This window comes from Streptomyces sp. NBC_00539 (genome assembly GCF_036346105.1).
Classification (GTDB): domain Bacteria; phylum Actinomycetota; class Actinomycetes; order Streptomycetales; family Streptomycetaceae; genus Streptomyces.
Genome location: NZ_CP107811.1, coordinates 5,114,930 through 5,138,577 on the forward strand (window position 1 = coordinate 5,114,930; position 23,648 = coordinate 5,138,577).

Here is a 23,648-nt window from a genome sequence, read left to right on the forward strand (position 1 = left end):
CCGACTACGGCGTGAGACGACCGTTGCGGAACAGGTCCACGAAGATCTGGTGGTCGGCGCGCGCCCGGGCCCCGTAGGCGTGGGCGAAGTCGACCAGCAGCTCCCCGAAGCCCTCCTCGTCGGCGGCGATCGCCGCGTCGATGGCCCGCTCGGTGGAGAAGGGGACCAGGGAGTGGCCGCTCTCCGCCTCGTCCGCCGACGCGTGCATGGTCGCCGTCGCCCGGCCCAGGTCCGCGACGACGGCCGCGATCTCCTCCGGGTCGTCCAGGTCGGACCAGTCCAGGTCCACGGCGTACGGGGAGACCTCCGCCACCAGCTGGCCCGCGCCGTCCAGCTCCGTCCAGCCCAGCCACGGGTCGGCGTGCGCCTGCAGGGCCCGCTGGGAGATCACCGTGCGGTGCCCCTCGTGCAGGAAGTACTCCCGCACGGCCCGCTCGGTGATGTGCCGGGACACCGCAGGGGTCTGCGCCTGCTTGAGGTAGATCACGACGTCGTTCTCCAGGGCGTCGCTGTGCCCCTCCAGCAGGATGTTGTACGAGGGCAGCCCGGCCGAGCCGATGCCCACGCCCCGCCGCCCCACCACGTCCTTGACCCGGTAGGAATCCGGCCGCACCAGGGACTCCTCCGGCAGGGTCTCCAGGTACCCGTCGAAGGCGGCCAGCACCTTGTAGCGGGTGGCCGCGTCCAGCTCCAGCGTGCCGGGACCGGAGGTGAAGCGGCGCTCGTAGTCCCTGATCTCGGTCATCGACGCCAGCAGCTCGAACCGGGTCCGGGACCGGGCCGCGCGCAGGGCCTCCAGCAGCGGGCCCTCGGAGGTGTCCAGCGTGAAGGACGGGACCTCCTCGTGCTTGGCGCCGGCCGCCAGGCGGTGGATCCGCTCCCGGTAGGCGGCCGCGTAGATCCGCACCAGCTCGCTGATCTGGCCGTCGCTGAGCGCCTTGGTGTAGCCGAGCAGGGCGACGGAGGCCGCGAAGCGCTTGAGGTCCCAGGTGAAGGGGCCGACGTACGCCTCGTCGAAGTCGTTGATGTTGAAGATCAGCCGGCCGTTGGCATCCATGTACGTGCCGAAGTTCTCGGCGTGCAGGTCGCCGTGGATCCACACCCGGCCCGTCCGCTCGTCCAGGTACGGGCCGCCGTGCCGGTCCCGCTCCAGATCGGCGTAGAACAGGCAGGCCGTGCCGCGGTAGAAGGCGAAGGCGGAGGCCGCCATCTTCCGGAATTTCACCTGGAAGGCAGCGGGGTCGGCGGCGAGCAGCTCACCGAAAGCGGTGTCGAACACGTCGAGTATCTGCTCGGCGCGCTGCTCGTTCGTCGTCTCGGGGACCGCCATGGCGGGTTCCTCCTGGTGGCGCGTGTGCCAATCGGTTTTCGGACAGGTGTTCCTGGCCGGTGCAACGCCTGACCGTACCGGTCAGTGCCCCGGATGTGTCACCGGCCCGACGTAGGATTCGAAGTCGCCCCCCACTCCCGTCGCCGGAGGACCCCCACCGTGACCAAGCCGCCGTTCACGCACCTGCACGTCCACACCCAGTACTCGCTGCTGGACGGTGCCGCGCGGCTCAAGGACATGTTCAACGCGTGCAACGAGATGGGCATGACGCACATCGCGATGTCCGACCACGGCAACCTGCACGGCGCCTACGACTTCTTCCACTCCGCGCAGAAGGCCGGGGTCACGCCGATCATCGGCATCGAGGCGTACGTGGCGCCCGAGTCCCGGCGCAACAAGCGCCGCATCCAGTGGGGCCAGCCGCACCAGAAGCGCGACGACGTCTCCGGCTCCGGTGGTTACACCCACAAGACGATCTGGGCGGCGAACGCCACCGGCCTGCACAACCTCTTCCGGCTGTCCTCCGACGCGTACGCCGAGGGCTGGCTCACCAAGTGGCCCCGCATGGACAAGGAGACCATCGCCAAGTGGTCCGAGGGGCTGATCGCCTCCACCGGCTGCCCCTCCGGCGAACTCCAGACCCGCCTTCGCCTCGGCCAGTTCGACGAGGCCCTCAAGGCCGCCTCCGAATACCAGGACATCTTCGGCAAGGAGCGGTACTTCCTGGAGCTGATGGACCACGGCATCGAGATCGAGCGCCGGGTCCGCGACGGGCTGCTGGAGATCGGCAAGAAGCTCGGCATCCCGCCGCTGGTCACGAACGACTCGCACTACACGTACGCGCACGAGGCCACCGCGCACGACGCCCTGCTGTGCATCCAGACCGGCAAGAACCTCTCCGACCCGGACCGCTTCCGTTTCGACGGCACCGGCTACTACCTCAAGTCCACGGACGAGATGTACGCCATCGACTCCTCGGACGCCTGGCAGGAGGGCTGCGCCAACACCCGGCTGGTCGCCGAGCAGGTCGACACCGAAGGCATGTTCCAGTTCCGGAACCTGATGCCGAAGTTCGACATCCCCGAGGGCTACACCGAGGTCACCTGGTTCCGCGAGGAGACCATGCGCGGCATGCACCGCCGCTACCCGGGAGGCATCCCGGAGGACCGGATGAAGCAGGCCGAGTACGAGATGGACACGATCATCTCGATGGGCTTCCCCGGCTACTTCCTCGTCGTCGCCGACTTCATCATGTGGGCCAAGAACCAGGGCATCGCGGTCGGCCCCGGCCGCGGCTCCGCGGCCGGTTCGATCGTCGCGTACGCCATGGGCATCACCGACCTCGACCCCCTGACCCACGGCCTGATCTTCGAGCGCTTCCTCAACCCCGAGCGCGTCTCCATGCCCGACGTCGACATCGACTTCGACGAGCGCAGGCGCGTCGAGGTGATCCGGTACGTGACCGAGAAGTACGGCGCCGACAAGGTCGCCATGATCGGCACCTACGGCACCATCAAGGCCAAGAACGCGATCAAGGACTCGGCGCGCGTCCTCGGCTACCCCTACGCGATGGGCGACCGCCTCACCAAGGCCATGCCCGCCGACGTCCTCGGCAAGGGCATCCCGCTCTCCGGCATCCTCGACCCCAAGCACCCGCGCTACGGCGAGGCCGGCGAGATCCGCGGGATGTACGAGAACGAACCGGACGTCAAGAAGGTCATCGACACCGCCATGGGCGTCGAGGGCCTGGTGCGCCAGATGGGCGTCCACGCAGCCGGCGTGATCATGTCCAGCGAGACGATCACCGACCACGTACCCGTCTGGGTGAGGCACACCGACGGCGTCACCATCACCCAGTGGGACTACCCGAGCTGCGAGTCGCTCGGCCTGCTCAAGATGGACTTCCTGGGCCTGCGCAACCTCACGATCATGGACGACGCCGTCAAGATGGTGAAGGCCAACAAGGGGATCGACATCGATCTCCTGGCCCTCCCGCTCGACGACCCGAAGACCTTCGAGCTCCTCGGCCGCGGTGACACCCTCGGCGTCTTCCAGTTCGACGGCGGCCCCATGCGCTCGCTGCTGCGCCTGATGAAGCCCGACAACTTCGAGGACATCTCCGCCGTCTCGGCCCTGTACCGGCCGGGCCCGATGGGCATGAACTCGCACACCAACTACGCCCTGCGCAAGAACAAGCAGCAGGAGATCACCCCGATCCACCCCGAGCTGGAAGAGCCGCTCGAAGAGGTGCTCGCGGTCACCTACGGCCTGATCGTCTACCAGGAGCAGGTCCAGAAGGCCGCCCAGATCATCGCCGGGTACTCGCTCGGCGAGGCCGACATCCTGCGCCGCGTGATGGGCAAGAAGAAGCCCGAGGAGCTGGCGAAGAACTTCACCATCTTCCAGGCCGGTGCCCGCAAGAACGGCTACAGCGACCAGGCGATCCAGGCGCTGTGGGACGTGCTGGTCCCCTTCGCCGGCTACGCCTTCAACAAGGCGCACTCCGCCGCCTACGGCCTGGTCTCCTACTGGACCGCCTACCTCAAGGCGAACTTCCCGGCCGAGTACATGGCCGGCCTGCTCACCTCGGTCAAGGACGACAAGGACAAGTCCGCGATCTACCTGAACGAGTGCCGCCGCATGGGCATCAAGGTGCTCCCGCCGAACGTCAACGAGTCCGAGCCGAACTTCGCCGCCCAGGGCGACGACGTGATCCTCTTCGGCCTCACCGCGGTGCGCAACGTCGGCCAGAACGTCGTGGACTCGATCATCAAGACCAGGAAGGCCAAGGGGAAGTTCTCCTCCTTCCCCGACTTCCTGGACAAGGTCGAGGCCGTCGTCTGCAACAAGCGGACCGTCGAGTCGCTGATCAAGGCCGGCGCCTTCGACGAGATGGGCCACACCCGCAAGGGCCTGGTCGCCCACCACGAATCGATGATCGACAACGTGGTCGCGGTCAAGCGCAAGGAGGCCGAGGGCCAGTTCGACCTGTTCGGCGCAATGGGTGACGAGGGCGCCGCCGACGAACCCGGCTTCGGGCTCGACGTGGAGTTCTCCGACGTCGAGTGGGAGAAGTCGTACCTGCTCGCCCAGGAGCGCGAGATGCTCGGCCTCTACGTCTCCGACCACCCCCTCTTCGGCCTGGAACACGTCCTGTCGGACAAGACGGACGCCGGCATCTCCCAGCTCACGGGCGGCGAGCACTCCGACGGCGCCCTCGTCACCATCGGCGGCATCATCTCCGGCCTCCAGCGCAAGATGACCAAGCAGGGCAACGCCTGGGCGATCGCCACCGTCGAGGACCTCGCCGGTTCCATCGAATGCATGTTCTTCCCGGCGACCTACCAGCTCGTCTCCACCCAGCTGGTCGAGGACACCGTCGTCTTCGTCAAGGGCCGCCTCGACAAGCGCGAGGACGTGCCCCGCCTGGTCGCGATGGAGATGATGGTCCCCGACCTGTCCTCCGCCGGGACCAACGCCCCCGTGGTCCTGACCATCCCCACCGTCAAGGTCACCCCGCCGATGGTGACCCGTCTGGGGGAGATCCTGCGCCACCACCGGGGCAACACCGAGGTACGGATCAAGCTCCAGGGGCCGCGCACGACCACCGTCCTGCGCCTCGACAAGCACCGCGTCCAGCCCGACCCCGCGCTCTTCGGCGACCTCAAGGTGCTCCTCGGCCCGTCCTGCCTGGCCGGCTAGGGCACGCCGCTCCCACGCGCGAGGGCGCGCCCGGAACTCCGGGCGCGCCCTCCCCGCAGGTGCGGGGAACCGTCGGTCGTGGGGACCGTCAGTTGTGGCCGAACTTCTTCTCCTTGCGCTTGCCCGCCATGTGCATCGGGCTCGGCGCCGACGACGGCTCGGGAGAGGTCTGCACCGAGCTCTTCGACTGATCCTGGGCCTGAGCGCGGTCCGAGGTCTTGGCGGGCTGCCGGGTGTTCTTGTTCTTGGCCATGGGAAGCCTCCGTGAGGGGTGTAGGGGCCAGGGCCGCCTTCACACTCACACAGCACCGGAAACCGCGCATTTTGGATCATTGCTCCGCGCAGTCGCGGGCCCGTCGCGGGTGATACGTGAGATACGCCACGCCGATGATCGAGTTCCGGCCGTCAACACCCTTGCGGTCGGGCAGACTCGGGGAAAACCTATCGAGGACCCCCAGGGAAGAGGGTGGAACGCGTGGACCGCTGCGTCGTCCTGGTGGACGCCGGCTACCTGCTGGGCGCCGCCGCCAGCCTTCTCGCTGGGGAGCCCTCCCGCTCCCGCATCACCGTCGACCACACCGCCCTCATCCAGGGCCTGCGCGAACGCGCGGAAGCCGACACCCAGCAGCCGCTGCTGCGCATCTACTGGTTCGACGGCGCCCCCGACCGGGTGCCCCAGCCCGAGCACCGGCGGCTGCGCGTGATGCCCCGGGTCACCGTCCGCCTCGGCGCCCTGACGCGCAGCGACGGACGCTGGGCGCAAAAGGGCGTGGACGCCGCCATGCACGCCGAACTCACCGAACTGGCCCGCAACCGGGCCTGCTCGGACGTCGTCCTCGTCACCGGCGACGGAGACCTGCTGCCCGGGCTGATGTCCGCCAAGGAACACGGGGTCGCCGTCCACCTGTGGGCCGTCCAGGCCGCCGACGGCGACTACAACCAGTCCGAGGACCTCGTCGCCGAAGCCGACGAACGCCGTGTCCTGGACCGGGTCTGGATCACCCGGGCCGTCCGCGCCAAGGACCTCTCCGGACTGTGCTCCCCGGCGCCCGCCCCGCGCCCCGAGATCGCCGCCATCCTCTCCGCCCCGCTGCCCGAGGCGGCGCTCGCCGAAGCCGCCCGCAACGGCACCCCCGCGGGCGCCCCCACCACCGCCGAGCGCGCAGCGCCCGTACCGGCCCCCGCCGCCGAAGGCGCCGCCGAGGGGACCGGCGAGGGCGCCAGACCCGTACCCACCCCGAAGGACCTCGCCGCCCTGCGCGCGCCCGGCGTCACCGCGGCCCCGCAGAACGCGGCCGGAGCGCCGGCCAGCCCGGCCGGCAGCGCCCTGCGCTGGTCCTCCGACAAGGGCTGGATCGACCGGGCCGGACCGCTCGGCGAACCCGCCGAGACCGCCTCCCTGCCCACCCTCGCCCAGCTCACCAGCGCCGAGCAGCGCTGGGCGGACCGGGAGGAGGACATCACCACCGTCGGGGGTGACCCGTTCGAGGTCGGCCAGGTGTTCGCCCGGCGCTGGATGGAACGGCTCCCCGAAGTCGGCCACCTGCAGAAACTCGCCACCATGTACCCGCGGATCCCGCACCGCATCGACGGGGAGCTGCTGCGCTACGCCGCCCGGTTCGGCCTGCTCGCCCACAAGGACGACCAGATCGACGAGCACGACCGGTACGCCATCCGGGCCGGCTTCTGGCGCGAGATCGACGTCCGCGCCGCCGCCGAGCACGTGACGGGCCCGGGCGCCGCCGTGCCCGGGCCGGCGGCGACCCCGGCGGCCGACCAGGGATGAAAGCCGCGTAGGCTGCTCCCTCGTGAGCACGGGCACAGCAAGCGCGAAACAGGACACGGCACCGGCCGCGGCTGTGACCTCCGAGGCGGGTGCCCGCGACGTCGTCTGCGCGGTACGCGGCCTCGTCAAGACCTACCCGGCGGTGCGCGGCCGGCGCGGGGCCCCCGCCCTGCCCGAGACCCGCGCCAACGACGAGATCAGCCTGGACGTCCGGCGCGGCGAGGTGTTCGGCCTGCTCGGCCCCAACGGCGCCGGCAAGTCCACTCTCGTCCGCCAGCTCACCGGCCTGATGCGGCCCGACGCCGGAACCGTGACGCTGCTCGGCCACGACCTCGTACGCCACCCCGAGCGGGCCTCCCGCCTCCTGGCCTACCTCGGCCAGGAATCCACCGCCCTGGACGAGCTCACCGTCGCCCTGGCCGCCGAGACCACCGGCCGGCTGCGCGGACTCGGCGCGCGGGCGGCGCGCACCGCGCGGGACGCCGTACTGGAGGAACTCGGGCTGACCGCGCTCGCCGGACGGCCCCTCAAGAAGCTCTCCGGCGGCCAGCGGCGGCTGGCCTGCTTCGCCGCCGCGCTGATCGGCGAGCGGCCCGTCCTGGTCCTCGACGAGCCCACCACCGGCATGGACCCGGTGGCCCGGCGCGCCGTGTGGAGCGCCGTCGACCGGCGCCGCGCGAGCCACGGGGCCACCGTCCTGCTCGTCACCCACAACGTCATCGAGGCCGAGACCGTACTGGACCGGGTCGCCGTCATCGACCACGGCCGGGTCATCGCCTGCGACACCCCGGCCGGACTCAAGGCGACGGTGTCCGGCGAGGTACGGCTGGAGCTGGTGTGGCGCACCGCCGCGCCGCTGGAGGTGCCGGAGGTCGCGGAACTGGCCCCCGCGGCCGTGGTCTCCGGGCGGCGCTGGGTGCTGCGGCTGACGCCCGACCGGGCGCGCGCCGCCGTCGCCGCGGTGACCGGCGGGCCGGCCTTCGCCGCGCTCGACGACTTCACCCTGGCCACGCCGAGCCTGGAGGACGTCTACCTGGCCCTGGGGGGCCGCGCCTCGAAGGGGCTGGTGAAGTCGTGACCGCCGCCGTCACTTGCGCGGGCGCGCTGGCGCCCCGGGCCCGGTTCTTCCCCGCGCTCGCCGCGGTGTACCGGGCGCAGCTGTCCCGGGCGCGGGTGGCGCGGATCCCGCTGCTGTTCGTGGCCACCTTCCAGTCCGTCGGGATCATGATCCTGATGCGGGGCGTGGTGGACGGCGGCTCCGAGGCGCGGGCGGTGGTCGCCGGATCGTCCGTACTGGTCGTCGCCTTCGTCGCGCTGAACCTGCTCGCGCAGTACTTCGGCCAGCTGCGGGCCGGCGGGGGGCTCGACCACTACGCCACCCTGCCGGTGCCGCCCGCCTCCGTGGTGCTGGGCGCGGCCGCCGCCTACGCCTCCTTCACGGTGCCGGGAACGCTGGTGACCGCGGGGTTCGGGTGCGTGCTGTTCGGGCTGCCGATGGGCGGGCTGTGGATCCTGGGCGCGGTGGTGCCGCTGGCCGGGGCCGCGCTCGCGGGCCTGGGCGCGGCGCTCGGACTGCTGGCGCCCCGGCAGGAGCTGGCGACGCTGGCCGGGCAGCTCGGCATGTCGGCGGCGCTGCTGCTGGGGGTGCTGCCGCCGGAGCGGATGCCGGACGTGATCGTGTGGACGCGGGACCTGCTGCCCTCGACGTACGGGGTGGAGGCCTTCGCGCGGACCTTCGCTCCCGACCCCGACTGGGCGGCGGTCCTCTTCGACCTGGGCGTGTGCGGTGCGGTGGGCGTGCTGTCCCTGGCCGTCGCCACCTGGGCCTACCGGCGGGCAGCGGTCCGCTGACACCGCCGGCCCGGGGACCTGGCACGATGTGCGGGTGACCGAAGCCGTGACCCCGCAGCCGTCCCCGCCCCCGTCCCCCTTCGAAGAGGGCGCGCCGCCGCCCCGGAAGACCACGCCGGGCGATGTCCGGGACGGCGCCGCCGTCACCCTGGTGGTGGGGGTGGCCGGAGTGCTGCTCGGGGTGCTGTGGGCGTGGCTCGCGCCGAAGGTCCAGTACGTCTCCAACGGGCAGGCCGTGTTCCTGCGGAACTCCGAGGGCGAGGCGCGGATCGGCGCCGACGGGACGTTTCTGCTGCTCGCGGTCGGCTTCGGGCTGCTGAGCGCGGTCGCGGTCTTCCTGTGGCGGCGCCGGGGCGGGGTGCCGCTGGTGATCGGCCTGGGGGTGGGCTCCCTGTTCGCGGCGCTGGTGGGCTGGCGGCTGGGCCTGCGGCTGGGCCCGTCCGCGAACCTCCCGGCGGCGGCCGCGAAGGCGGGCCAGGGCGTCGCGTTCGACGCCCCGCTGCAACTGCTGGCGCACGGCGCGCTGCTGGCGTGGCCGTTGGCGGCCCTGGCCGCCCACCTCGTCCTGACGGCCGTCTTCACCCGGCCGGACCCCGCCTGGCCCCCGTACCCGGTCCCTTCGCCCCACACCCACGCCCCGGACCCGTCGCGGCCCTGACCGGCGGTGCCGCCGGCCCCGCCGGCGTGTGGGGCGCCCGGCGCGGGCTACCGGGCGATCGGCGCGACCACGGCCGACGTCAGCGACGTCAAGGTGGCCGGCGCCAGTTCGACCTCCAGGCCCCGGCGTCCCGCCGACACGCAGATCGTGCGGTGCCCGGACGCCGACGCGTCCACGACCGTCCGCAGCGCCCGCCGCTGCCCCAGCGGCGAGATGCCCCCCAGCACGTACCCCGTCGTCCGCTCCGCCAGCGCCGGGTCGGCCATCGCCGCCCGCTTCGCGCCCACTGCCCCGGCCAGCGCCTTGAGGTCGAGCGAGCCCGACACCGGGACCACCGCCACCGTCAGCACGCCGTCCACGTCCGCGACCAGCGTCTTGAACACCTGCGCCGGGGAGACGCCCATCTTCTGCGCCGCCTCCTGCCCGTACGAGGGGTGCGCGGGGTCGTGCTCGTAGGCGTGCGTGGTGAATTCGGCGCCGGCCGCCGTCAGGGCCGCGATCGCCGGGGTCGCCGCCCCGGTCGCCCCCGCCTTCTTCTTCCCCATCAGTTCAGGCTCGTCGGCGCGCGCGTCAGGTCGACCGCCGGCAGCGACGGCAGGTGCCGGATCACGGCCGTCTCCGTACGCAGCAGTTTCAGCTCCTCCGCCAGGCGCGTCGCCGTGTCGGGGGCCTGGAGCAGCCGCTGCCGCGCCGGGATGTCCAGTACGACCGCCGCCGCGACCAGGTACGAGACCACCGACGGCTCGTCGGGCAGTTCGGGCGCCGTGGACAGGGACCGCTCCCGCGCTCCCGCCAGCCGCTTCTGGTAGTTCCGGAACGCCCGCAGCACGCCCTCGGCCAGCGCTCCCGCGCCGTCGCCCGCGTCCTCCGTCAGCTCCTCCAGCTCGGCGACCAGGTACGGCCCCGAGGCGTCGACCGACAGCAGCCGCACCCGGGAGGTGCCGGTGGCCAGCACTTCGAAGCTGCCGTCCTCCCGCTCCCGGATCGTCGCGGCGTCCGCGATGCAGCCCACCCGGTGGAAGGCCTGGATCGGGTCCGCGCCGAAGCCCGCCGCCGGGCCGCGCTCCGGCAGCGTCGTCTGGTCGGGCAGACCCGGCGCGGTCGGTGCGACCTCCCAGCCGTCCCGGATCGCGACGACCGCGAAACGCCGCGGCTCGTCCTCGCCCGTCTTCTGCAACTCGCGCATCATGGCGCGATAACGCTCCTCGAAGACGTTCAGCGGCAGCACGAGGCCGGGGAACAGCACCGAGTTCAGCGGGAAGAGGGGCAGGCGAACGGAGGTCACGAGGCACAGGGTAGTGGCCCCGGGCCCGCAGCCGTCACCCCCGCCTCAGCAGCCGGGAGGCTCCCGCCGCCACCGTGGTGGCCAGGATCCACCCCAGCACCACGAGCGCCGAGGCGCACCACTGCCAGGCCCCGCCCGGCTTCCACTGGCCCTCGTGCCCCAGATCGATCACCGGCAGCAGCAGATCCAGGGCGTACAGGGCGGCACTCCACTGCGGATGCTCGTCCTCCTTGATCGGCGGCGGCGGGTGCCGGTGGAACAGCAGCGTGCCCGCCGCCCACAGCACCGCCATCCACAGCGCCGCCCGCCCCGGCCGGTACCCGTAGACCACCGTCCAGTCCTGGAGGTAGCCCCAGGCCTTGGCCGCGGGCGGCAGGGTCGCGCGCCGCCGCCGCTGCTTGGCCAGCAGCACCTCCCGGGCGTCGGCGTCCTCCCCGCTGGCCCGCAGCACCGCCGCCAGCCGCTCGTACGGCTCCGGCGAGTACTCCACGGTGGCCGCCTCCACCCAGGCCAGCCGGCGCGGCAGCGGGAAGTGCCCGCGGGGCGCGAGGATCTCGTACGAGAACCCCTCCATCACCAGCCGGCCCGGCCCCGGCCAGCTGGTGGACAGGTCGACCAGCTTGACCACCTTCGCCCCCGACAGCACGACCCGGCCCTGCTCGGGCTGCGCGCCGACGAAGCGCAGCTCCGGCGTGCTGATCCGCCGCAGCGACACCTCCTGCTCGGGCGACAGCAGGAACCGCGCCCCGTAGAAGTCGATCGCGTCACCGAAGCGGCCGTCGTCCAGGCGCATCCCGCCCTCGCACTCGAACGCCTGCGAGGCCTGGCCGGGCGCGGGCGTCTGTCCGACCCCGTACGGCGGCGTCTGCGTCCCCGAATCGCCCGGGGAGGAGTACAGGGCGATCGACGTCAGGTACAGGGTCCGCTCGACGGTCAGCTGCGGCGCGTTCAACGCGCGCCGCCCGACCGGGTTGCGCAGCCGGGCGCCGCGCAGGTTCATCGACACGCCGACCTTCGCGCCGCGCAGGCTGATCTCCCCGTAGGTCTCCAGCATGTCGCCCTGGAAGTCCTGGGCGACCGACATCCCGTCGGCGGTGATCGCCCGGCCCTTGTTGTCGGGCCGCACCACCGCGCGGCTGATCAGCAGGTCGGTGCCGATCTGCGCGTCCGTCAGCCGGATCCCGCGGGCCACCCGGGACGCGAGCAGGTGCAGGTCCCCCTCGGTGTGCAGCCGGGCCGCCTCCAGCCGGGGGATCGCGCAGTTCACCAGGCGCAGGGTGCAGGCCCGCGTCTCGGCCAGCTGGAGCTCGCTGTCGAAGCGGCACGACTGGAACTCGACGTACGGCTCGACCCTGCCCCCGGACAGCTCCAGCCGCCCCAGGATCCGGACGCCGCGCAGTTTCAGCGCCACCACCCGGCCCGGCACCGGAGGCGGCCCGTGGAGCAGCAGCAGCGCCACCACCTCGGCGCGGACGCTGCGCTCCGGTCCCCAGGGCCGGTCCGAATGCGGGTCGTCCTGGGCCGCGACACGCGCACTGAGATCACAAGTGCGACCCGTGCGGTACGCCTCCCACATGCGGTGCTCGGCGTCGGTGAGATCCACCGGCTCCGTCTCCGCGCGTACCTCCGCCATGGCGGCCCCCCTCCGCAGTCACATACGTGTAGGGGAACGCTAAGCGGCCGCTGTGACATCCGGGGACGCCCGGGGCGTGTATCAGCCAGTGATACGGGCGAACGGTGGCGGGAGCCGGTCTGAGAGAATTGGCACGTGATCTCTCGTATCGACCTGCGCGGTGACACCCTCCCCGAGGGTGGCGCCCTGCGCGATCTGCTGCCCCGTGCCGAGTTCGACGTGGAAGCCGCCCTGGAGAAGGTGCGGCCCATCTGCGAGGACGTGCACCATCGTGGCACGGCGGCGCTGATCGAGTACGCGCGCAAGTTCGACGGGGTCGAGCTCACCCGGGTCCGGGTCCCTGCGCAGGCCGTCGCGGCCGCCCTGGAACAGCTGGATCCGGCCGTCCGCGCCGCCCTGGAGGAGTCCATCCGGCGCGCCCGGATCGTGCACCGGGGCCAGCGCCGCAGCGAGCACACCACCCAGGTGGTCCCCGGCGGCACCGTGACCGAGAAGTGGGTTCCCGTCGAGCGCGTCGGCCTGTACGCGCCGGGCGGCCGCTCGGTGTACCCGTCCTCCGTGGTGATGAACGTCGTCCCCGCCCAGGAGGCCGGGGTCGGGTCCATCGCGCTCGCCTCCCCGCCGCAGGCCGAGTTCGGCGGCCTGCCGCACCCGACGATCCTCGCCGCCTGCGCCCTGCTCGGCGTCGACGAGGTGTACGCGGCCGGCGGAGCCCAGGCCGTCGCGATGTTCGCGTACGGCACCGAGGAGTGCGCGCCCGCCAACATGGTGACCGGCCCCGGCAACATCTGGGTCGCGGCCGCCAAGCGCTACTTCACCGGGAAGATCGGCATCGACACCGAGGCCGGCCCGACCGAGATCGCCGTCCTCGCGGACTCCACGGCCGACCCCGTGCACGTCGCCGCCGACCTGATCAGCCAGGCCGAGCACGACCCACTGGCCGCGGCCGTCCTGGTCACCGACTCCGAGGAGCTCGCGGCGGCCGTCGAGAAGGAGCTGGAACCGCAGGTCGCGGCCACCAAGCACGTCGAGGACCGGATCAAGCCGGCCCTCGCGGGCAAGCAGTCCGCGATCGTGCTGGTCGACAGCCTGGAGGACGGCCTCAGGGTCGTCGACGCGTACGGCGCCGAACACCTGGAGATCCAGACCGCCGACGCGGCCGCCTGGGCCGCCCGTGTGCGCAACGCCGGCGCGATCTTCGTCGGCCCCTGGGCGCCGGTCTCGCTCGGCGACTACTGCGCCGGGTCCAACCACGTCCTGCCCACCGGCGGCTGCGCCTGCCACTCCTCCGGCCTGTCCGTGCAGTCCTTCCTGCGCGGCATCCACATCGTCGACTACACGCGCGACGCCCTCGCCGAGGTCGCCCACCACGTGGTGACCCTCGCCGAGGCCGAGGACCTGCCGGCGCACGGCGCGGCCTTGAAGGCGCGCTTCGGCTGGAAGGTGCCGAACCAGTGACCTTCGGCATCGACGACCTCCCCATCCGCGACGAACTGCGCGGCAAGTCCCCCTACGGCGCCCCGCAGCTCGACGTGCCCGTCCAGCTGAACACCAACGAGAACCCGTACGAGCTGCCCGAACCGCTCGTGCGGCGCATCGCCGAACGCGTCGCCGACGCCGCCCGCACCCTCAACCGCTACCCCGACCGGGACGCGGTCGAGCTGCGGACGGAGCTCGCCAAGTACCTCACCCGCACCGGCAAGCACCCGGTCTCCCGGGAGAACGTCTGGGCCGCCAACGGCTCCAACGAGGTCATCCAGCAGCTGCTGCAGACCTTCGGCGGGCCCGGGCGGACCGCGATCGGCTTCGAGCCCTCGTACTCCATGCACGCGCTCATCGCGCGCGGCACCGGCACCGGCTGGATCTCCGGCCCGCGCCGGGAGGACTTCCGCGTGGACGTGGAGGCCGCCGAGCAGGCGATCGCCGAGCACGCGCCCGACGTCGTCTTCATCACCTCGCCCAACAACCCCACGGGCACCGCGGTCGAGGCGGAGACGGTCCTGGCCCTCTACGAGGCCGCGCAGGCGGCCAAGCCGTCCCTGGTGATCGTGGACGAGGCGTACGTGGAGTTCAGCCACCGGGACTCGCTCCTGCCGCTGATCGAGGGCCGCCCGAACCTGGTGGTCTCCCGGACCATGTCCAAGGCCTTCGGCGCCGCCGGCCTGCGCCTGGGCTACCTCGCCGCGCACCCGGCCGTGGTCGACGCCGTCCAGCTCGTACGGCTGCCGTACCACCTCTCGGCCGTCACCCAGGCGACCGCGCTGGCCGCCCTGGAACACACCGACACGCTCCTCGGCTACGTCGAACAGCTCAAGGCCGAACGGGACCGCCTGGTCGCCGAGCTGCGGGCCACCGGCTACGAGGTCACCGAGTCCGACGCGAACTTCATCCAGTTCGGCAGGTTCGAGGACTCCCACACCGCCTGGCAGAAGATCCTCGACCAGGGTGTCCTGGTCCGGGACAACGGCGTACCCGGATGGCTGCGGGTCACCGCGGGCACCCCGGCAGAGAACGACGCGTTCCTGGAAGCGGTTCGCGCACTGAAGAAGGAGCAGCACGCATGAGCCGCATCGGACGGGTCGAACGGACCACCAAGGAGACCTCGGTCGTCGTCGAGATAAACCTCGACGGAACCGGCAAGGTCGACGTCTCGACGGGCGTGGGCTTCTACGACCACATGCTCGACCAGCTCGGCCGCCACGGCCTCTTCGACCTCACGGTCAAGACCGACGGCGACCTGCACATCGACAGCCACCACACCATCGAGGACACCGCCCTCGCCCTCGGCGCCGCCTTCAAGCAGGCCCTCGGCGACAAGGTCGGCATCTACCGCTTCGGCAACTGCACCGTCCCGCTGGACGAGTCCCTCGCCCAGGTGACCGTCGACCTGTCGGGCCGCCCCTACCTCGTGCACACCGAGCCCGAGAACATGGCGCCGATGATCGGCTCGTACGACACCACGATGACCCGGCACATCTTCGAGTCCTTCGTCGCGCAGGCCCAGATCGCCCTGCACATCCACGTCCCGTACGGCCGCAACGCCCACCACATCGTGGAGTGCCAGTTCAAGGCCCTCGCCCGGGCCCTGCGCTACGCCGCCGAGTTCGACCCCCGCGCGGCCGGCATCCTGCCCTCCACGAAGGGCGCCCTCTAGCCGTGAACGGCCTCAACACCATCCTGATCGTCTTCGGCCTGTTCCTGGCCGGGGGCGTGTACTCCTTCCAGAAGCAGAAGATGCCCCTGTCGGTCGTCATCCTGCTCGCCATCGGCTCCGCGATGTGCCTCGCCGCCGGAGTCCTGCGAATCCAAGGAATCTGGGCATGAGCGCAGTACGCCCCACCAAGACCGTCGTGGTCTTCGACTACGGCTTCGGCAACGTCCGGTCCGCCGAGCGGGCGCTCGCGCGGGTCGGTGCGGACGTCGAGATCACCCGCGACTACGACAAGGCCATGGACGCGGACGGGCTGCTCGTCCCCGGCGTCGGGGCCTTCTCCGCCTGCATGCAGGGACTCAAGGACGTCCGCGGCGACTGGATCATCGGGCGCCGGCTGTCCGGCGGCAGGCCCGTCATGGGCATCTGCGTAGGCATGCAGATCCTCTTCGAACGCGGCATCGAGCACGGCGTGGAGACCGAGGGCCTGGACGAGTGGCCCGGCACGGTCGGCCCGCTCAAGGCCCCGATCGTGCCCCACATGGGCTGGAACACCGTCGACGCCCCCGAGGACAGCCAGGCCTTCGCCGGCCTCGACGCCGACGCCCGGTTCTACTTCGTGCACTCCTACGCGGCGCACGACTGGAGCCTGGAGGTCACCAACCCGCTGATCCGCGCCCCCAAGGTCACCTGGGCCACCCACGGCGAGCGTTTCGTCGCGGCGGTGGAGAACGGGGCCCTGTGGGCCACCCAGTTCCACCCCGAGAAGTCCGGCGACGCCGGCGCCCAGCTCCTCACCAACTGGATCGAGACCCTGTGATGCCCGCACCCACGCTTGAGCTGCTCCCCGCGGTCGACGTCCGCGACGGCCAGGCCGTACGCCTCGTGCACGGCGTGTCCGGCAGCGAGACCTCGTACGGCTCCCCGCTGGAGGCGGCCCTCGCCTGGCAGCGCGCCGGCGCCGAATGGCTGCACCTGGTGGACCTGGACGCCGCCTTCGGCACCGGCGACAACCGCGCCCTGGTCGCCGAGATCACCGGCGCCATGGACATCAAGGTCGAGCTGTCCGGCGGCATCCGCGACGACGCCTCGCTCGCCGCCGCCCTCGCCACCGGCTGCACCCGCGTCAACCTCGGCACCGCCGCCCTGGAGACCCCCGAGTGGGCCGCCAAGGCGATCGCCGAGCACGGCGACAAGATCGCCGTCGGGCTCGACGTGCGCGGCACCACCCTCAAGGGCCGCGGCTGGACCAGCGAGGGCGGGGACCTGTACGAGACCCTGGCCCGCCTGGACTCCGAGGGCTGCGCCCGGTACGTCGTCACCGACATCGGCAAGGACGGCACGCTGACCGGCCCCAACCTGGAGCTGCTGCGGGGCGTCTGCGCCGCCACGGACCGGCCCGTCGTCGCCTCCGGCGGCATCTCCTCGCTGGACGACCTGCGGGCGCTGTCCGAGCTGGTGCCGCTGGGCGTCGAGGGCGCCATCGTCGGCAAGGCCCTGTACGCGAAGGCCTTCACCCTGGAAGAGGCCCTTCGGGTGGTGTCCGCATGAGCGCCTCCGACGCCGTGCGCCGGATCTCCTCCGGCGGCCCCTACGAGGACGTCATCGGCTACAGCCGGGCCGTCGCACTGCCCAACGGCCTGGTCCTGGTCTCCGGCTGCACCGCGGCCGACGGCGGCGGCCCCTACGAGCAGGCGATCACCGCCTTCGGCGTCGCGTTCAAGGCGTTGGAGCAGGCCGGTCTCGGCCCCGAGCACGTGGTGCGCACCCGGATGTACCTCACGCACGCCCGGGACGTGGACGACGTGGGCCGCGCCCACAAGGAGCTGTTCGACGCGGTGCGCCCCGCCGCGTCCATGATCATCGTTTCCGGCTTCGTCGACCCGTCCATGGTCGTCGAGGTCGAGGTCGAAGCGTACGGAGGTGCCGCATGACCCTGGCCGTACGGGTGATCCCCTGCCTGGACGTGGACAACGGCCGGGTCGTGAAGGGCGTCAACTTCCAGAACCTGCGGGACGCCGGCGACCCGGTGGAGATGGCCAAGCTCTACGACGCCGAGGGCGCGGACGAGCTGACCTTCCTCGACATCACCGCGTCCTCCGGCAACCGCGAGACGACCTATGACGTGGTGCGCAGGACGGCGGAACAGGTCTTCATCCCGCTGACCGTGGGCGGCGGCGTACGCACCGCCGACGACGTGGACAGGCTGCTGCGCGCGGGCGCAGACAAGGTGGGCGTGAACACGGCCGCCATCGAGCGGCCCGAGCTGATCCGGGAGATCGCGGAGCGGTTCGGCCGGCAGGTCCTGGTGCTCTCCGTGGACGCGCGGCGCACCGCGTCCGGTGCCTTCGAGGTCACCACGCACGGCGGCCGCAAGAGCGCCGGCATCGACGCCGTCGAGTGGGCGCACCGGGCCGCCGAGCTGGGCGCCGGGGAGATCCTGCTGAACTCGATGGACGCCGACGGCACGAAGGACGGCTACGACACCGAGATGATCGCCGCGGTCCGCGAGCACGTCCGCGTCCCGGTGATCGCCTCGGGCGGCGCCGGCAAGCTGGAGCACTTCCCGCCGGCCATCGAAGCGGGCGCCGACGCGGTCCTCGCCGCCTCGGTGTTCCACTTCGGCGACCTGCGCATCGGCGAGGTCAAGAACACCCTCCGCGAGGCCGGCCACCCGGTCCGCTGACGCCCGGTCCGGGCGGGGAGGGCGCTCCGGCCCACCCCGCCCCGTCCCGGTTTCCCGCTCCGGACGCTCAGGACGTCAGATTCCGAGCTTGGCCGTCGTCAGACGGGCGATGGCCTCCTTCGGGCCGTCCAGTTCCACCGCGGCCGCGTCCTGGCGGCCGAAGCAGAACAGCGTCAGCTCGCCCGGCTCGCCGGTGACCGTTACCACCGGGGTCCCCTTGTGGGCGACGGCCGTGCGGCCGTCCGGGCGGCGCAGCACCAGGCCGACCGGCGAACGGCGGCCCGTCAGGCGGGCCAGCTTCTCCAGGCGGGACCAGAGCGCGTCCGAGAACACCGGGTCCAGCTGCCGCGGCGACCAGTCGGGCTGGGCGCGCCGGACGTCCTCGGCGTGGACGTAGAACTCCACCGCGTTCGCCGCCTCGTCGATCTGCTTGACCGAGTACAGGGACAGCTTCGGCGGCCCGGTACGGATCAGCCGGATCAGTTCCTCGTAGGGCTTGGCGGCGTACTCGGCCATCGCCTTGTCCAGGCGGGCCTTGAGCACGTTCAGCAGCAGGCCGCCGGCCGCGTCCGGGCGGCGCTCCCGCACGACCACGTGCGCCGCCAGTTCCCGTGCGCTCCAGCCGTCGCACAGCGTCGGCGCCTCCGGTCCCGCCGCCTCCAACAGATCGGCCAGCAGCAGTCGTTCACGCTTCGCATGGGTAGACATGGTGGCCAGCCTACGGCCGGAACCCGCCCCGTGCCTGCTCATCAGGCGGACAGTCGTCGGTGATCGTGACCCGCGCCCGGCACAATGGCCCCATGAGTACGACCTCCCTCGATCCCGCCATCGCCGCCCGCCTGAGGCGCTCCGCGGACGGTCTGGTACCGGCCATCGCCCAGCAGTACGACACCGGTGAGGTGCTCATGCTCGGCTGGATGGACGACGAGGCCCTGCACCGGACCCTGACCACCGGACGCTGTACCTACTGGTCGCGCAGCCGTCAGGAGTACTGGGTCAAGGGGGATACTTCCGGCCACTTCCAGCACGTGAAGTCCGTCGCCCTCGACTGCGACGCCGACACCGTGCTCGTGAAGGTCGACCAGGTCGGGGCCGCCTGTCACACGGGTGCCCGGACCTGTTTCGACGCCGATGTCCTCCCGCTGGCCGCCGAATAGCTAGGTAGGGTCCCACGCCATGGATCTTGAGACGTTCCGCAAGCTCGCGGCCGACCGCCGCGTGATCCCCGTCAGCCGCAAGCTGCTCGCCGACGGGGACACCCCGGTCGGCCTCTACCGCAAGCTCGCCGCCGAACGCCCCGGCACCTTCCTGCTGGAGTCGGCGGAGAACGGCCGGTCCTGGTCCCGGTACTCCTTCATCGGCGTGCGCTCCGACGCCACCTTGACCGTCCGCGAAGGCCAGGCGCACTGGATCGGCGCCGCCCCCGTCGGCGTCCCCACCACCGGGGACCCCCTCGACGCGCTGCGCGCCACCGTCGAGGCCCTCCACACCCCCCGGGACAACGCACCGGGGACGCCCCCCTTCACCGGGGGCATGGTCGGCTACCTCGGCTACGACATCGTGCGCCGCCTGGAGCGCATCGGCGAACACGCCTCGGACGACCTGCGGCTGCCCGAACTGACCATGCTGCTCACCTCCGACCTGGCGGTCATGGACCACTGGGACGGCACGGTCCAGCTCATCGCCAACGCCATCAACCACAACGACCTCGACACCGGCGTGGACGAGGCGTACGCGGACGCCGTCGCCCGGCTCGACGCGATGGAGGCCGACCTCGCGCGGCCCGCCCCCTACGTGCCGACCCCGCTGCCCGCCTCCGAGCTGCCCGAGTTCTCCGCCCTGTGGGGCGGCGAGAAGTACCAGGCCGCCGTCGAGGACGTGAAGGAGCGGATCCGGGCCGGGGAGGCCTTCCAGGTCGTGCCGTCGCAGCGGTTCGAGACCCCGTGCAAGGCGTCCGCGCTGGACGTCTACCGGGTCCTGCGGGCCACCAACCCGTCCCCGTACATGTACCTCTTCCGCTTCGAGAACGGCTTCGACATCGTCGGGTCCAGCCCCGAGGCGCTGGTCAAGGTCGAGGACGGCCGGGCCATGGTGCACCCGATCGCCGGTACCCGGCACCGCGGCGCCACCCCGCAGGAGGACAACGAGCTCGCCGACGAGCTGCTGGCCGACCCGAAGGAGCGCGCCGAGCACCTGATGCTCGTCGACCTCGGCCGCAACGACCTGGGCCGGGTGTGCGAGCCGGGCTCCGTCGAGGTCGTCGACTTCATGAGCATCGAGCGCTACTCGCACGTCATGCACATCGTCTCGACCGTCACCGGCCGCGTCTCCGAGGGCAAGACCGCCTTCGACGTGCTCACCGCCTGCTTCCCGGCCGGCACCCTCTCCGGCGCGCCCAAGCCCCGCGCCATGCAGATCATCGAGGAGCTGGAGCCCTCCCGCCGGGGCCTGTACGGCGGGTGCGTCGGCTACCTCGACTTCGCCGGGGACTCCGACACGGCCATCGCCATCCGTACCGCGCTGCTGCGCGACGGCACCGCGTACGTGCAGGCCGGCGCGGGCGTCGTCGCGGATTCGGTGCCCGAGCTGGAGGACAACGAGTGCCGCAACAAGGCCGCCGCGGTGCTCCGCGCGGTGGGAGCGGCCAACCGCCTCCACGGCTCTTGAGCCGGTAGGGGATAGTGGGGTACGTGAGTGCCGTACCCCCGCCCCGATCCGATGCCGCGCCCGTGTCCGAGCCCGAGGCTCCCGACAGCCGCGGCGCCCGCCGCAGCGTGGCCGTCGCCCTGCTGCTCGGCGCGCTCGGCGCCACCGTCGTCCTGCTCGCCTCCGGCCGGGTCTGGGCCCGGGGCAGCGCCGTCGTCGCGGGGGGTTCCCTCCCGCTGAGCGCGGACGGGCAGGCCGTCACCGGGCTGCCGGCCGCGCTGGCCATCGTCGCGCTCGCCGCCCTGGTCGCGGTGTTCGCCGTACGCGGCAAGAGCCGGCTGCTGGTGTCCGCGCTGCTGGCGCTGAGCGGTCTGGGCGCGGCGCTGGCCGCGGTCACCGCCGCCGACGACCGCCGGGCGCTGGACGAGAAGGCCGCCACCACGACCGCGGACACCGCCGCGCGGGTGGCGGAGCTCTCCCACACCCCCTGGCCCTACGTCACCGCCGGCGGAGCGGTCCTCATCCTGCTGGCCGGACTGCTGGCCCTGCGCTTCGGCAGGACCTGGCCCGCGATGGGCGGACGCTACGAACGCGACGGCAGCCCCCGGCCGCGCAAGGCCGCGGTGGTGGACCCGGAGCGGCCCGAGGATCTGTGGAAGGCTCTGGACCGGGGCGAGGACCCGACCCACTGACAGCACGCGGCGCCCGGTGCGGGACAATGGTCATCGAGCGTTCGACACAGACCGCGTTCGGTACAGCACTGCGCGACAGAGCAACGAGGAGCAACTCATGGCGGGCACGCATCACGGACACACCCCGGCCGCCTGGACCGGTGTCATCATCGCCTTCATCGGTTTCTGCATCTCCGGCGCCTTCATGGTGCTGGCCAACCCGCTCGGCTTCTGGGCCGGCCTGGTCGTCGTCGCGCTCGGCGGTGTCGTCGGCATGGCGATGAAGGCCGCGGGCATGGGCGCCCCGAAGCCCGCGCACGAGGACCTCGCACAGGTCATCGCCGCCAACAAGCTGGCCGCGAAGGTCTGAGCCGGCCGTCGCGCCATCGGTCCGTCCGGCACGGCCGAGCGGCGCGGCTCCGAAAGGCGCGGCCCCGTCGGGCTGCGCCTTTTCGTCATGAGCGGAGACAATCACCGCGTGGACGCCTTTCACACCCCCGGTCCCGCGCACGTACGGCCCAGCGCGCCGCCCCCGGTCTCCCGGGCCCGCAGGCTCGCCGCTCCCGTGCTCACGCTGGCCGGGACGGTCGCCGCGTTCACGTACGTGGGCGCCGTCGACCCGAACCAGCCGGGCCACTACCCCGTCTGCCCGCTGCTGCGGCTGACCGGGATCCTGTGCCCGGGCTGCGGCGGGCTGCGCAGCGCGCACGCCTTCGCCCACGGCGATCTGGTGACCGCGCTCGGCGACAACGCCGTCGCCGTCCTCGGCTACTTCCTCTTCGCCGCGTTCCTGGGCCTGTGGCTCGTCCGGGCCGCGCGCGGCGGGCCGCCGCCGAGGATCGCCCTCAAGCCGGCGTACTGGTGGGGCGTGGGAGCGGTCGTGCTGGCCTTCGCCGTCGTCCGCAACCTGCCCTTCGGCTCGTCCCTGGCCCCCTGAGACGGGTGGGGCGCGGGGGGAAGCCGGTATTCCGCAGGAAGCGCATATTCCGACTGTCCAGTCCATGGGACACCCGTACGCTCCGTGCGGAGGCCGTGGCGACCTGCGGATACCATTTGAGTGCTGACCTTGCAGGGGAACGTGTCTGCAAGGCGGCCGACCGTCATCGACCCGGAAGGGGGCCGCTCGCGTGAGTGTGCTCGACGAGATCATCGAAGGGGTCCGCGAAGACCTTGCCGAACGGCAGGCCCGCGTGAGCCTCGACGAGCTCAAGGAGCGTGCCGCCAAGGCGCCCCAGGCCAAGGACGGTGTCGCCGCCCTGCGTGGCGACAGCGTCAAGGTGATCTGCGAGGTGAAGCGCTCCAGCCCCTCCAAGGGCGCGCTCGCCGCGATCGCCGATCCGGCCGGGCTCGCCGCCGACTACGAGGCGGGCGGTGCGGCGGTCATCTCCGTCCTCACCGAGCAGCGTCGTTTCGGCGGCTCGCTGGCCGACCTGGAGGCCGTCCGCGCCCGCGTGGACATCCCGATCCTGCGCAAGGACTTCATCGTCACCGCGTACCAGCTGTGGGAGGCCCGCGCCTACGGCGCCGACCTGGCCCTGCTGATCGTCGCGGCCCTGGAGCAGGAAGCCCTCGTCTCCCTCATCGAGCGGGCCCAGTCCATCGGGCTGACCCCGCTGGTCGAGGTCCACGACGAGGACGAGGTCGAGCGCGCCGTCGCCGCCGGCGCCAAGATCATCGGTGTCAACGCGCGCAACCTCAAGGACCTCAAGGTCGACCGCTCCACCTTCGAGCGCGTCGTCGAGGCCATCCCCGACCACATCGTCAAGGTCGCCGAGTCCGGCATCCGCGGACCGCACGACCTGATCGCGTACGCCAACGAGGGCGCCGACGCCGTCCTCGTCGGGGAGTCCCTGGTCACCGGACGCGACCCCAAGGCGGCCGTGGCCGACCTGGTGGCCGCCGGCGCCCACCCCGCCCTGCGGCACGGGCGGAGCTGACCCACCCGTGCCCGTCTCCCGCTCCTGCGTCCGCACCCGCCCGGGCCACGGCCCGGCCGGTGTGCCGACGGCGCACGCGCCGCTGGCGCGCGGCTGCCGCCCCCGCGGCTGCCGCGCCCCCGCCCGGCGCGTGCACGGCCGACGGGTGCGGTACGTGATCGGCTCCGAGCCCGGGCAGGTCAACGGCATGCGATGGCGCCCCTCGCCCGCGCCGTGACGACGGCTGCCCCGCCCCGGTACCCCTGACGTACCGGCCGGGCACCCTCGTACGGCCCGCCGTCCCGAGCCGCCGGCTCCGGACGCGGGCCGCTC

At 72.2% G+C, this 23,648-nt stretch carries 26 protein-coding genes; 20 read left to right on the plus strand and 6 right to left on the minus strand.

What is annotated here, in order from left to right; genetic code table 11:
• Nucleotides 1-4 precede the first annotated feature (4 nt).
• Nucleotides 5-1,330, minus strand: coding sequence for a DUF2252 domain-containing protein (locus OG861_RS22930; protein ID WP_329194516.1), 1,326 nt, complete (start codon nucleotides 1,328-1,330; stop codon nucleotides 5-7).
• Nucleotides 1,331-1,489: 159 nt separating this feature from the next.
• Here OG861_RS22930 and dnaE point away from each other — a divergent pair, with 159 nt between their 5' ends.
• The gene (dnaE, locus tag OG861_RS22935) at nucleotides 1,490-5,032 is read left to right on the plus strand and encodes a DNA polymerase III subunit alpha (protein WP_329194514.1); all 3,543 of its coding nucleotides are present in this window, start codon (nucleotides 1,490-1,492) and stop codon (nucleotides 5,030-5,032) included.
• A gap of 88 nt (nucleotides 5,033-5,120) precedes the next feature.
• Here the strand turns inward: dnaE and OG861_RS22940 are convergent, their stop codons facing one another.
• Nucleotides 5,121-5,285, minus strand: a complete 165-nt coding sequence (locus OG861_RS22940) for a hypothetical protein (RefSeq protein ID WP_329194512.1) — start codon at nucleotides 5,283-5,285, stop codon at nucleotides 5,121-5,123.
• Nucleotides 5,286-5,498: 213 nt separating this feature from the next.
• Here OG861_RS22940 and OG861_RS22945 point away from each other — a divergent pair, with 213 nt between their 5' ends.
• Genes OG861_RS22945 through OG861_RS22960 form a run of 4 tightly spaced genes read left to right on the plus strand, consistent with a single transcriptional unit; the run spans nucleotide 5,499 to nucleotide 9,327 of the window.
• The gene (locus tag OG861_RS22945; protein ID WP_329194510.1) at nucleotides 5,499-6,818 is read left to right on the plus strand and encodes an NYN domain-containing protein; all 1,320 of its coding nucleotides are present in this window, start codon (nucleotides 5,499-5,501) and stop codon (nucleotides 6,816-6,818) included.
• A gap of 22 nt (nucleotides 6,819-6,840) precedes the next feature.
• Complete coding sequence (locus tag OG861_RS22950) at nucleotides 6,841-7,896, plus strand: ABC transporter ATP-binding protein (RefSeq protein WP_443056485.1); 1,056 nt, start codon at nucleotides 6,841-6,843, stop codon at nucleotides 7,894-7,896.
• Nucleotides 7,893-8,669: an ABC transporter permease gene (locus tag OG861_RS22955; RefSeq protein ID WP_329194508.1), complete on the plus strand. Its 777-nt coding sequence runs from the start codon at nucleotides 7,893-7,895 to the stop codon at nucleotides 8,667-8,669. The genes OG861_RS22950 and OG861_RS22955 overlap by 4 nt, the downstream gene beginning before the upstream one ends.
• A gap of 34 nt (nucleotides 8,670-8,703) precedes the next feature.
• The gene (locus tag OG861_RS22960; RefSeq protein ID WP_329194506.1) at nucleotides 8,704-9,327 is read left to right on the plus strand and encodes a hypothetical protein; all 624 of its coding nucleotides are present in this window, start codon (nucleotides 8,704-8,706) and stop codon (nucleotides 9,325-9,327) included.
• Between the two features lie 47 nt (nucleotides 9,328-9,374).
• On the opposite strand, the gene ybaK is transcribed toward OG861_RS22960, so the two are convergent.
• The 3 genes from ybaK to OG861_RS22975 are packed head-to-tail and all read right to left on the minus strand — an operon-like array spanning nucleotide 9,375 to nucleotide 12,245.
• The gene (gene ybaK / locus OG861_RS22965; RefSeq protein ID WP_329194504.1) at nucleotides 9,375-9,872 is read right to left on the minus strand and encodes a Cys-tRNA(Pro) deacylase; all 498 of its coding nucleotides are present in this window, start codon (nucleotides 9,870-9,872) and stop codon (nucleotides 9,375-9,377) included.
• A complete protein-coding gene (locus OG861_RS22970) occupies nucleotides 9,872-10,612 on the minus strand; it encodes an LON peptidase substrate-binding domain-containing protein (RefSeq protein ID WP_329194502.1) in 741 nt (246 codons plus the stop codon). The genes ybaK and OG861_RS22970 overlap by 1 nt, the downstream gene beginning before the upstream one ends.
• A 34-nt stretch (nucleotides 10,613-10,646) precedes the next feature.
• Complete coding sequence (locus tag OG861_RS22975) at nucleotides 10,647-12,245, minus strand: oxidoreductase (protein WP_329194500.1); 1,599 nt, start codon at nucleotides 12,243-12,245, stop codon at nucleotides 10,647-10,649.
• 135 nt (nucleotides 12,246-12,380) lie between these two features.
• Here OG861_RS22975 and hisD point away from each other — a divergent pair, with 135 nt between their 5' ends.
• Genes hisD through hisF form a run of 8 tightly spaced genes read left to right on the plus strand, consistent with a single transcriptional unit; the run spans nucleotide 12,381 to nucleotide 18,082 of the window.
• Nucleotides 12,381-13,703: a histidinol dehydrogenase gene (gene hisD / locus OG861_RS22980; protein WP_329194498.1), complete on the plus strand. Its 1,323-nt coding sequence runs from the start codon at nucleotides 12,381-12,383 to the stop codon at nucleotides 13,701-13,703.
• Nucleotides 13,700-14,809 carry a histidinol-phosphate transaminase gene (locus OG861_RS22985; RefSeq protein WP_329194496.1) on the plus strand — a complete coding sequence of 370 codons (1,110 nt, stop codon included), beginning with the start codon at nucleotides 13,700-13,702 and terminating at the stop codon, nucleotides 14,807-14,809. The genes hisD and OG861_RS22985 overlap by 4 nt, the downstream gene beginning before the upstream one ends.
• A complete protein-coding gene (gene hisB, locus OG861_RS22990) occupies nucleotides 14,806-15,399 on the plus strand; it encodes an imidazoleglycerol-phosphate dehydratase HisB (RefSeq protein ID WP_136230470.1) in 594 nt (197 codons plus the stop codon). The genes OG861_RS22985 and hisB overlap by 4 nt, the downstream gene beginning before the upstream one ends.
• A gap of 2 nt (nucleotides 15,400-15,401) precedes the next feature.
• Nucleotides 15,402-15,569 (plus strand): hypothetical protein, encoded by a 168-nt coding sequence (locus tag OG861_RS22995; RefSeq protein ID WP_329194494.1) that lies wholly within the window; start codon nucleotides 15,402-15,404, stop codon nucleotides 15,567-15,569.
• A complete protein-coding gene (gene hisH, locus OG861_RS23000) occupies nucleotides 15,566-16,216 on the plus strand; it encodes an imidazole glycerol phosphate synthase subunit HisH (protein WP_329194493.1) in 651 nt (216 codons plus the stop codon). The genes OG861_RS22995 and hisH overlap by 4 nt, the downstream gene beginning before the upstream one ends.
• The gene (gene priA, locus OG861_RS23005) at nucleotides 16,216-16,947 is read left to right on the plus strand and encodes a bifunctional 1-(5-phosphoribosyl)-5-((5-phosphoribosylamino)methylideneamino)imidazole-4-carboxamide isomerase/phosphoribosylanthranilate isomerase PriA (RefSeq protein ID WP_329194491.1); all 732 of its coding nucleotides are present in this window, start codon (nucleotides 16,216-16,218) and stop codon (nucleotides 16,945-16,947) included. Before hisH ends, priA begins: the two co-directional genes overlap by 1 nt.
• Nucleotides 16,944-17,330: a RidA family protein gene (locus tag OG861_RS23010; RefSeq protein WP_329194489.1), complete on the plus strand. Its 387-nt coding sequence runs from the start codon at nucleotides 16,944-16,946 to the stop codon at nucleotides 17,328-17,330. Before priA ends, OG861_RS23010 begins: the two co-directional genes overlap by 4 nt.
• Nucleotides 17,327-18,082 (plus strand): imidazole glycerol phosphate synthase subunit HisF, encoded by a 756-nt coding sequence (hisF, locus tag OG861_RS23015; RefSeq protein ID WP_329194487.1) that lies wholly within the window; start codon nucleotides 17,327-17,329, stop codon nucleotides 18,080-18,082. The genes OG861_RS23010 and hisF overlap by 4 nt, the downstream gene beginning before the upstream one ends.
• Nucleotides 18,083-18,157: 75 nt before the next feature.
• Here hisF and OG861_RS23020 read toward each other — a convergent pair whose 3' ends face one another.
• Nucleotides 18,158-18,790 (minus strand): TIGR03085 family metal-binding protein, encoded by a 633-nt coding sequence (locus OG861_RS23020; protein WP_329194485.1) that lies wholly within the window; start codon nucleotides 18,788-18,790, stop codon nucleotides 18,158-18,160.
• A gap of 92 nt (nucleotides 18,791-18,882) precedes the next feature.
• Here OG861_RS23020 and hisI point away from each other — a divergent pair, with 92 nt between their 5' ends.
• The 7 genes from hisI (at nucleotide 18,883) to trpM (ending at nucleotide 23,553) form a co-directional block, all read left to right on the plus strand.
• Nucleotides 18,883-19,239, plus strand: coding sequence for a phosphoribosyl-AMP cyclohydrolase (gene hisI, locus OG861_RS23025; protein ID WP_329194483.1), 357 nt, complete (start codon nucleotides 18,883-18,885; stop codon nucleotides 19,237-19,239).
• A 19-nt stretch (nucleotides 19,240-19,258) separates the two neighbouring features.
• Nucleotides 19,259-20,749 (plus strand): anthranilate synthase component I, encoded by a 1,491-nt coding sequence (locus OG861_RS23030; protein ID WP_329194480.1) that lies wholly within the window; start codon nucleotides 19,259-19,261, stop codon nucleotides 20,747-20,749.
• A 14-nt stretch (nucleotides 20,750-20,763) separates the two neighbouring features.
• Nucleotides 20,764-21,420: a TIGR02234 family membrane protein gene (locus tag OG861_RS23035; RefSeq protein ID WP_329194478.1), complete on the plus strand. Its 657-nt coding sequence runs from the start codon at nucleotides 20,764-20,766 to the stop codon at nucleotides 21,418-21,420.
• A 97-nt stretch (nucleotides 21,421-21,517) separates the two neighbouring features.
• A complete protein-coding gene (locus tag OG861_RS23040; RefSeq protein WP_329194476.1) occupies nucleotides 21,518-21,769 on the plus strand; it encodes an HGxxPAAW family protein in 252 nt (83 codons plus the stop codon).
• Between the two features lie 87 nt (nucleotides 21,770-21,856).
• Nucleotides 21,857-22,336 carry a DUF2752 domain-containing protein gene (locus tag OG861_RS23045; protein ID WP_443056483.1) on the plus strand — a complete coding sequence of 160 codons (480 nt, stop codon included), beginning with the start codon at nucleotides 21,857-21,859 and terminating at the stop codon, nucleotides 22,334-22,336.
• 190 nt (nucleotides 22,337-22,526) lie between these two features.
• Nucleotides 22,527-23,336 carry an indole-3-glycerol phosphate synthase TrpC gene (trpC, locus tag OG861_RS23050; RefSeq protein ID WP_190182089.1) on the plus strand — a complete coding sequence of 270 codons (810 nt, stop codon included), beginning with the start codon at nucleotides 22,527-22,529 and terminating at the stop codon, nucleotides 23,334-23,336.
• Between the two features lie 7 nt (nucleotides 23,337-23,343).
• On the plus strand, nucleotides 23,344-23,553 hold the full coding sequence (gene trpM, locus OG861_RS23055) for a tryptophan biosynthesis modulator TrpM (RefSeq protein WP_329202657.1): 210 nt from the start codon (nucleotides 23,344-23,346) through the stop codon (nucleotides 23,551-23,553).
• Nucleotides 23,554-23,648: the final 95 nt, after the last annotated feature.

What these genes read in the sequence shown, in the direction of transcription:
- OG861_RS23030 (WP_329194480.1), top strand. Translation starts at nt 19,259, where the DNA reads ATGGATCTTGAGACGTTCCGCAAGCTCGCGGCCGACCGCCGCGTGATC.
- hisB (WP_136230470.1), top strand. Translation starts at nt 14,806, where the DNA reads ATGAGCCGCATCGGACGGGTCGAACGGACCACCAAGGAGACCTCGGTC.
- OG861_RS23010 (WP_329194489.1), top strand. Translation starts at nt 16,944, where the DNA reads ATGAGCGCCTCCGACGCCGTGCGCCGGATCTCCTCCGGCGGCCCCTAC.
- hisF (WP_329194487.1), top strand. Translation starts at nt 17,327, where the DNA reads ATGACCCTGGCCGTACGGGTGATCCCCTGCCTGGACGTGGACAACGGC.
- OG861_RS23040 (WP_329194476.1), top strand. Translation starts at nt 21,518, where the DNA reads ATGGCGGGCACGCATCACGGACACACCCCGGCCGCCTGGACCGGTGTC.
- OG861_RS23020 (WP_329194485.1), bottom strand. Translation starts at nt 18,790, where the DNA reads ATGTCTACCCATGCGAAGCGTGAACGACTGCTGCTGGCCGATCTGTTG.
- hisI (WP_329194483.1), top strand. Translation starts at nt 18,883, where the DNA reads ATGAGTACGACCTCCCTCGATCCCGCCATCGCCGCCCGCCTGAGGCGC.
- OG861_RS23045 (WP_443056483.1), top strand. Translation starts at nt 21,857, where the DNA reads ATGAGCGGAGACAATCACCGCGTGGACGCCTTTCACACCCCCGGTCCC.
- OG861_RS22930 (WP_329194516.1), bottom strand. Translation starts at nt 1,330, where the DNA reads ATGGCGGTCCCCGAGACGACGAACGAGCAGCGCGCCGAGCAGATACTC.
- OG861_RS22940 (WP_329194512.1), bottom strand. Translation starts at nt 5,285, where the DNA reads ATGGCCAAGAACAAGAACACCCGGCAGCCCGCCAAGACCTCGGACCGC.
- priA (WP_329194491.1), top strand. Translation starts at nt 16,216, where the DNA reads ATGCCCGCACCCACGCTTGAGCTGCTCCCCGCGGTCGACGTCCGCGAC.
- ybaK (WP_329194504.1), bottom strand. Translation starts at nt 9,872, where the DNA reads ATGGGGAAGAAGAAGGCGGGGGCGACCGGGGCGGCGACCCCGGCGATC.
- OG861_RS22975 (WP_329194500.1), bottom strand. Translation starts at nt 12,245, where the DNA reads ATGGCGGAGGTACGCGCGGAGACGGAGCCGGTGGATCTCACCGACGCC.
- hisH (WP_329194493.1), top strand. Translation starts at nt 15,566, where the DNA reads ATGAGCGCAGTACGCCCCACCAAGACCGTCGTGGTCTTCGACTACGGC.